Origin of the sequence: Kitasatospora sp. NPDC097643, from assembly GCF_040302625.1 — a bacterium.
Classification (GTDB): Bacteria; Actinomycetota; Actinomycetes; order Streptomycetales; family Streptomycetaceae; genus Kitasatospora.
In genome coordinates, this window is record NZ_JBEOSA010000131.1 from 1 (window position 1) to 7,563 (window position 7,563).

The 7,563-nt window shown below is 75.4% G+C and carries 5 protein-coding genes and 2 pseudogenes; 4 read left to right on the forward strand and 3 right to left on the reverse strand.

All coding sequences use genetic code 11. The features are described 5' to 3' along the window. Window positions 1-113 (reverse strand): annotated as a pseudogene (locus ABTY15_RS39185) (leucine zipper domain-containing protein); the annotation flags it as partial. A 226-nt stretch (window positions 114-339) separates the two neighbouring features. Here ABTY15_RS39185 and ABTY15_RS39190 point away from each other — a divergent pair. The 3 genes and pseudogenes from ABTY15_RS39190 (at window position 340) to ABTY15_RS39200 (ending at window position 1,744) form a co-directional block, all read left to right on the forward strand. Then, window positions 340-696: a DoxX family protein gene (locus ABTY15_RS39190; protein ID WP_350607344.1), complete on the forward strand. Its 357-nt coding sequence runs from the start codon at window positions 340-342 to the stop codon at window positions 694-696. Window positions 697-772: 76 nt separating this feature from the next. Then, window positions 773-931, forward strand: a pseudogene (locus tag ABTY15_RS39195) (GNAT family N-acetyltransferase); the annotation flags it as partial. A 183-nt stretch (window positions 932-1,114) separates the two neighbouring features. Further along, entirely contained in the window at window positions 1,115-1,744 is a 630-nt protein-coding gene (locus ABTY15_RS39200) for an SMI1/KNR4 family protein (RefSeq protein ID WP_350607348.1), read from the forward strand. 154 nt (window positions 1,745-1,898) lie between these two features. Here the strand turns inward: ABTY15_RS39200 and ABTY15_RS39205 are convergent, their stop codons facing one another. Then, window positions 1,899-3,146 (reverse strand): lanthionine synthetase LanC family protein, encoded by a 1,248-nt coding sequence (locus ABTY15_RS39205; protein WP_350607351.1) that lies wholly within the window; start codon window positions 3,144-3,146, stop codon window positions 1,899-1,901. 544 nt (window positions 3,147-3,690) lie between these two features. Next, window positions 3,691-6,975 carry a lantibiotic dehydratase gene (locus ABTY15_RS39210; protein WP_350607356.1) on the reverse strand — a complete coding sequence of 1,095 codons (3,285 nt, stop codon included), beginning with the start codon at window positions 6,973-6,975 and terminating at the stop codon, window positions 3,691-3,693. A gap of 285 nt (window positions 6,976-7,260) precedes the next feature. Here ABTY15_RS39210 and ABTY15_RS39215 point away from each other — a divergent pair, with 285 nt between their 5' ends. After that, window positions 7,261-7,392 (forward strand): hypothetical protein, encoded by a 132-nt coding sequence (locus tag ABTY15_RS39215; protein ID WP_350607360.1) that lies wholly within the window; start codon window positions 7,261-7,263, stop codon window positions 7,390-7,392. The last annotated feature ends 171 nt before the right edge of the window (window positions 7,393-7,563 follow it).

A 7,563-nucleotide genomic window follows, 5' to 3' on the forward strand; every position in this document is an offset into this window, starting at 1 on the left:
GCCCGGGAGATGCCCATCTCGGCGGCTACGTGCGCCACTGGGCGGCCTGCGCGGACGCGTTCGATCAGGAGCCGCCTGCCGTGCACGGTCAGCCGGGCGTTACGGTGGGACACGAAGACCTCCGTGTGTGGTGTGGAGCCTAGACACCTCCACCACACCGGAGGTCTTCGCCATGATCAAGCCCAACCACCGTCAACAACGCTCATGGTCAATACACCTAGGGCGTGTATCGAACGTGCGCGCGGCGACTGATGTGCGGCGGCATGTCACTTTTCAGGGCGCTGCTTTGTCCGAGAGACGGATACCCAGCTGTCGTTTCTCGCGAAGAAGGAGACTTTCGTGTTCGCCGCCTACCTCGTGGTCGTCATCCTCACCTCGGCCGTCAACGGCTTGGCCGCCGTGGCCAACTTCATCGGCCACGAGTACCCCAAGAGCCAGGCGGACAAATTGCGCGTGCCTCGGTCCTGGATGCGCCCGCTGGGCGCACTGTTGGCAGCGGGGGCGCTGGGACTGCTGGCCGGGTTCGCCGTGCCGGCGCTGGGCACGCTCGCCGCCGCTGGTCTCGTGCTGTACTTCCTGGGTGCGTTCTGTGCCCACCTGCGGGTCCGTGACTACCAGTTGGGCCCCTGGGCCGTGTTCTTCTGTCTGCCGGTGGCCGCCCTGGCCGTGAGCTCGGTGTACCACGGCACGTGGTGAACTGGTGGTCCAGATCGTGCTGCTCGGCGGGCACTCGGTGACCAAGGTCGGCCCGTTCGACGGCCACCTCACCAACAACGACGCCTCGCTGGCGCTGTTCCGCCGGCTCGGCTTCGTCGAGGAGGGCCGGCTACGGGAGCACGAGTTCTTCGCCGGCGCCCACCACGACCTGGTGCTGCTCGGCCGCACGGCCGCCGAACACTGGGACACCCACCCCCGCCCACCGGTGCGTTGACGCGGTCGACGGGTTCGGAAGCGGTCGCGGCGGACCCCGGGTGTGGGGAATATCCGATCGCGATCGCGGCGGATCTGCCACAGCATCCGGACTCACGCCGCTGGAGTCGAACCGGGCGAGGGGACGCTGTCCGACCGGGCCATTAGGTTGATCGGATCACCCCAGAAGAGAGGGACGGCAGCCGTGGAGCACCCGGGCATCGCAGCGCTCGCCCAGATCATGTCGCCGGAGCACGGTGCCGACGAACAGGTCGACTGGGCGGTCGCCGAGGCAACCTTGAAAACCCGCTTCCCCGCTGACTACAGGGCCTTCATGTCCGTCTACGGCGGCGGCTCGATCAACGACGAGGCCAGCGTCCTGCTTCCCGTTCCCACGGAGGGCATTCAGTGGGACCCCGGCGACATGGCAGGGGAGACCGAGAACGCCCGCTACGGCTGGGAAATGGAGGGCGGCAGGGCCGCTCTCGATGTCGATCCGGGGCACATTCTCGCCTGGGGAATCACCTCTGGGCCGGACATTCTCTGCTGGCTGACCGAAGACAGTGACCCGGACCGCTGGCCGGTCCTGGTCTACGGACGACACACGAACCCGACCTTCACGGTCCACCCGTTCGGCATGGTCGAGTTCCTCCGGCGGTTGGTTCAGGAAGACCACGACGGGTGGCCGAGCTGGCCGATCAGCATCGGCGGTGAGCTGTGGAACTGCTCACCGCCGACCTTCGTCCATTGGCGGGTGGGGCAACTCCGCTGGAAGGCAGGACTCGACCCTGCCACTGGCGAACCGGACCCCTACGCCGACATGTTCCCTCGCTGACCGTGCGCGCCGGGAGATGAATCCGCCACCGGACTCCGACGAAGCTATCTCTCCAGCGGCCTCAACCGACGCACACCGACTGTCGAGCGCCTGCGGTCCCGCCAGGGGGAACCAGACCCTGCCCCCAGCCCGGTGGGGAACACCGGACCGCTGCTCAGCCGAGGAGCAGGCAGGCGTCCCACGGGGTGGCGGCCTCGGGGGGCGTTCCAGCATGGGTGTGGGTGTGCAGGGCGAGGGCGGCGCCGGCGGTGCCCTCCAGGAAGGCGGGCGGGGTGTCGGCGGCCAGGGCGGTGTCGAGGTCGGCTGCGACGGTGGCGGCCAGCGCGGGCAGGTGGGCGGCCAGGGCGGCGGAGCCGGAGTCGGCGGCCATCCGGTGGGTGATCAGCAGCAGGCCGCCGGTGCCGTGGCACAGGCCTGGGCCGGTGATGTTCCAGGTGGACGGGTCGCACAGCGTCTCGTCGAGGGCGGAGACGGCGGCGGTCCGCCAGTCGGCGCGGCCCCGGGCGGCGCCGGCCAGGAACAGCGCGCGGGCGACCCCGGGCGTGCCGTAGCACCAGGCGGCCCGCCGCGGCCCGTCGGCGGGCAGGCGGCCGGCCTCCTCGTCCTCGACCCGTACGGTCATCGGCCAGAACCCCCCGGCGGCGGAACCGGCGGGCACGCGGCGCGCGGCGAACCAGCCCGCCAGGGACTCGATCGCCTCGTCCTGGCCGGGCACCCGCACGCCGTGCAGACGGGCCAGGGCGAGCAGCGCGAGCGGGCCCGGAATCCCGTGCGCCAGGCCGAGGTTGAGGTGACCGCGCGGCTGCTCGGGATCCGCACCGGGCAGCCCGGGGCCACCGGCCGTCCACCAGCGCGGCAGCGGACCGCCGCCCGGCTCCGCGAACTCGACCAGGGCGGCGAGCAGGTCCGCCAGGGCGGGCCCGTCCGGCTCCAGCGCGAGCAGCAGCCGCCCCAGGCCCGCCGCGCCCGAGACGGCGTCGAAGGTGTGCGCGTGCAGGCCGTTCCCGGCGGCGAGGTCGGCGCGCAGCGCGGCCGTGCGGGAGGCAGCGGACCGGTGCAGGCGGGGTGCCAGCGCGTCCAGCAGGGTGCGGTACTCGCCGGGGGCCCGGACCATGGTGCGGGCGGCGAAGGCGATCGCGGCGGCACCGGAGTACAGGCCGCCGCCGCGCATCGCCCCGGGCGAACGCACGGCGGCCGCCAGGTGCCCGTGCGCGGCGCGGCGCAGCGCGGGGTCGTCCCCGGCGAGGACGGCGAGCGCCAGCGCGGCGCCGCTGCGGCCGGAACCGAGCCCGGGCCCGGGCCCGGCGGGCTCGGCGGGCTCGGCGGGACGGGTGGCGGGCCCGGCGGGGACGGCGGCGAGCCGGTCGGCGACCGTGCGCAGCAGGTGCTCGGCCTGGTTCATCGGGCCCTCCTCGGATGCGATCGGCAGACCCGCCCGGCCGGCCCGCGGGCGTGGCCTCCGTACGGCGGTGAAGCGGGCACGGGGTCGGTCGGTTGGGCGGCGGATGGGGCGGCAGGTTGGATGGCGGCCGTGGGCGGCAGAGGCTCAGGGCGGCGCATCGGCCTTCCCCCTTGGTTCGCACGGCGGGCGCGGGCAGGCCCAAGACCCATCGCCCGGTGGCCCAACCTGGCTATGCAGATGTCGAGTTGGCCGACCGGGTGGGCGGTGACCGGGCGCGGCGGGGCAGACGCGGGGCCCGCCGGGTCCAGCAACCGCGCCTTGGGCGGCGCCAGCAAGGCGGGCGTCGGGTCGACCGAGGGGCGGGCCAACCAGGCTACCCAGCAGCCGAGTTGTCCGACCGGGCGCGGCAGGGCGGAGCCGGGGCCCGCCGGGGCCGGCGGCAGCGCCGGCAGGGCGGGCACCCGGTCCACCGGCCGCCGGGCCAACCGGGCGGCGGCGCACGCCCGTTGGGTGGCGGCCGGGCGCAGCAGGTGCTCGGGCCGGCTCATCGGGGCTGCCTGGCCTGGTGTGCGTGGCGGGTGCGGTGGGCTTCGGTGGCGCCGCGGGCCAGGGCGTAGGTGCGGCGTTCGGCTTCGCGGTCGATGCCGATCAGGCGGTTGTGGCCCATGTGGAGCAGGGAGGCGAGTGCCGTGTCGGCCGCCGGACGGTCCAACCGTGCCGCGTAGTGGGCGAGTTGGGTGGCGCGCTGCTCCCAGGCGGCGGTCAGGGCGGGGTCGTCGGGGAGCAGGGCACCGGTGGGGGTGGTGGGGCCGTCGGGGCCGATCGCACGCAGGGCGGCGGCGCGGTGGGTGCGGAACGCCTGGTGGTGCTGTTCCGACTTCGGGTACACCGCGGCCAGCCAGGCGCCGACGGACGGGCTGACCGTACCCAGGCCGGCCAGGAAGGCCTGGGCGGTGGCGGCGGCGTTGACGGCGGCCAGCAGGTCGCGCGGCGGGCCACCGCCACGCGCGGTGCGGGACAGGCGCAGGGTGGCGAGGGCGGTGAGGCTGTCGGCGTGGAAGACGCGTTCGGCGTCGGCGAGGACGTGCGGGCCGCCGTAGCGGTCGGTTTCGGGGGTGTAGGTCTCCAGGCGCAGGTCGGCGGCGAGGCCGGCGCGGCGCAGGTCGAGCGTCCAGTCGTGCAGGGCGGGCAGCAGGTCGGCGGCGAGGGCGGGCGGGGTGCCGTGGAAGCGCAGCCGCAGGTGGGGAGCGGGGTCGCGGTAGCGGATGAAGAACCAGCGGTCGACGGCGTCGGGGAGGTCGGCGAGCAGGCGGGGCAGGTGGTCGGCGAGGATCTCGTCGTGGCGGGCCTCGGCGGCCGCGAGGCGGGCGAACAGCCAGGGGCCGCCGGGCGGTTCGGCGGTACGCGGGTGCGGGGCGGGCAGCGGTCGGCGGACCGGCGGGGTGGCCGAGGGCTGCGGGGTGCGGCGGCGCAGCGGGACGACGAGTTCGGTGGTGCGCGCGCCGTCGGGGCCGTGCAGCCAGCCGCCCTCGCCGGCCGGGGCGAGGTCCTCCTGGAGGACGGTGGGCGTGTCGGTGCGGGCCTGGCCGTGCAGCAGGCGCAGGTGCCAGGGGTTGTCGAGGTCGAGGCTGATCCGCTGGTCGCCGCTGACGAGGCGGACGGCGGCCGGGACGCCCCAGCGCCGGCGCCAGCGGGCGAGGCCGTCGGCCCACTGGTCGTACGGGGCGGTGGCGGGTGGCACGGGTGCGGTGAGGCGCCAGGCGGCCGGGGCCAGGACGACCCGGCCGCGGCGCACCCGGGGCAGGGCGGGGGCGCCGGCGGCCGCGCCCCAGTCCCAGGGCTGCCAGGGGCGTTGCCCGGTGAGGGCGGTCTCCTGGAGGAAGCGGGCCGCGTTGGGGGCGCCGGTGCGCAGGTTGAGCGCGTGGTGGGCGGTGGCGCGGACCTTGCGGCCGAGGCTGCGGGAGTACACGGCGAGGCGGCGGGTGTCGGCGAGGACGACGAGGTCGTCCAGGGGCAGGGCGGCCGGGCCGGCGGGGTCGGCGAAGGCGCTGACGACGACGCGGTGGGCGAGCCAGCGCGGGGTGAGCGCGATGTTGGCGTGGCGGGGGCGGTAGGGGGTGAACTCCAGGTGGGCGTCGAGGACGTCGTCGCCGTCGGGACCGCAGTGGCCCGCGGCCTCGGCGAGCCAGGCCCCCGCGTCCGCACCCGCCCCCGTGCCCCCGAGCAGGCCGGCGAAGCGGCCGAAGGTGGCGCCGGCGCGGTCGCTGCCGGCGGTCGGGGACAGGACGAGGCGGAACTCCCCGGAGTCCAGGGCGTCGAGGGAGTCGGCGGCGATTTCGGCGTACAGCTCCAGGGAGGCGGGCGGGGTGTCGCTCCCGTCGTCCTCCCCGGGTGGGGTGAGGCGCTCCAACAGCTCGTCGTCCAGGACGACTTCGGGCAGCGGGGCGCCGGGTTCGCGGTCGGCGAGGGCGCCGGCGGCGAGTTCGGCGAGCAGGCGGTCGCGGGCGGCGTCGGCGTCGGTGCGGGGGCGGGCGGGCTGCGGGTTGGCGGCGCCGCGGCCGCCGACGGGGCGGCGGTAGCCGGCGGGCGGGCCCAGGCCGGTGTCGGGGTCGAGCAGGTCGGTGAGCGGGACGGGGCTGTCGGTCCCGTACCGTTCGACGAACTCCGCGTGGTAGGCGCGCAGGTGCTCGGGGGCGGTGTCGGGCGGCGACAGCCGCCACAACACCTCGGCGGTGCGCTCCAGTTCGGTGCGGACCTGGTGCGGCAGGGCCACCTCGGCGTCCAGGGCGAGGTCGGCGTGCAGGGGGCGGTCGGCGGGGACGAGGTGGGTCATCCGGGCGCGGGCCCGGCGCAGCAGGTCGGTGGCCTGCCCGCGCGGGAGGGCGGCGGCCTGCGCCAACAGCTCGCGTACGGCGGTGAGTTCGTCCCGCACGGGGTGGCCCTCGGGCAGCCGGTCGAGGACGTGGCCCAGCAGGTCGGTGCTGTCCGGCGGGGGTGTCAGGTCGGTGTGCAGGAAGCCCTGGGCGACCAGGGTGCGGACCAGCGCGGCGATCGCCTCGGCCGGGGCCTGCGGGAAGCCGGCGGCGAGTTCGGCGAGCAGTTCGGCGTGGCCGACCGGTTGCGCGGCGGCCCGGACGGCGGCGCGGACCACGGCGGTGGCCCGGACGGTCCGTTCGGCGACGGGCTGCGCCTCGCCGTCCGTACGGGTGCGGGTACCGGCGTGGGCGCCGGCGGGGCGCTCGGGCAGGTAGGGCAGGACCAGCCGGTCGCCGCGCAGGGCGGCCTGCTGGTCGACGGCCAGGCGCAGGCCGGGCAGCACCGCGGGGTCGGTGCGCAGCCGTTCCAGCAGGGGCAGCAGCCAGCCGAGGTCGGGGCGGAAGGCGCGGCGTTCGGCGCCGTCCCAGCGGACCTTGGCCCGGGTGTCGAAGCGGGCGGGGGCGACGGCGGCCATCAGCCCGAAGGGGGTGGGGCGGGTGGCCATCCGCAGCCGGTAGCGGCCGAGCGCCTCGGCGGCGCGGCGCCGGTCGGCGGGAGAAACCTGGGCGAGCCGGTCGAGTTGGTCGGATTGGTCGAGCTGGTCGAGCTGGTCGAGCTGGTCGGCCAGGGAGGGGCTGGAGATCTCCAGCGCCTCGCGCAGCACGGCCTCGGCGGTGTCCCCGCCCGCGCTGTCCCCGACCGCGCTGTCCCCGACCGCGGTGTCCCCGACCCCGACCGAGGATGCCGCCGCGGCCGGGCGGGCCAGTGCGGGGGTGCGCAGCAGGACGGGGCCGGTCGCGGTGAAGAGCGTGGCGGGCGCGTCCTGCCGTCGTGCCCCGTGTGCTGTCCCCACCCGTACCCCCGCTGCCTCGTGCCTCGTGCCTCGTGCGTCGTGCGTCGTTCGCCGTACGTCGTGCTGGGCCCCCGACCCGCTGCTGACTGCGGGTCGGGGTGGGGTCGTGTCTATCCCGGCGATCGAGAGCTGTCCACCACCGGTCGGAAGGCGCCAGAAGCGGCCAGGAGTTGGCTGAATTTCGCCATTCAGCCGCGCACGGTCATTGTTCGGGCCATGCACAAGTGCCTAACGTCCGCTGCATTCCGCCGCGGCCAGTCGCGGCACCGACGAAGGGAGGCCCCCATGGCCACCGACATGCAGGAGCTGTTCGACCTCGACGTGCAGGACCTGGTCGCCGCCGAGACCGGCGAGCACGAGGAAGCCGCCATCAGCATCTCGTGCGAGGGTTCCTGCCACCGCCCGTACTGCATCTGATCCGACCGCAGTACGGGTACGTGGTGACGCCGAAGCAGTAGCGGACACCACTGGGCGCGGCCGTCCGGACCGATTCCTCGAATCTGCCTTCAGGGCGGGGGAAGGGGCCCGCGAGGGGCGCTCCAGGAAAAACCGAGTGCCCCCTGGTGACATCTCCGCGTCTTCTCCGCA

Excerpts from the sequence above, each read along its gene's own strand:
- ABTY15_RS39205 (WP_350607351.1), bottom strand. The coding sequence starts at position 3,146 with ATGAACCAGGCCGAGCACCTGCTGCGCACGGTCGCCGACCGGCTCGCC.
- ABTY15_RS39215 (WP_350607360.1), top strand. The coding sequence starts at position 7,261 with ATGGCCACCGACATGCAGGAGCTGTTCGACCTCGACGTGCAGGACCTG.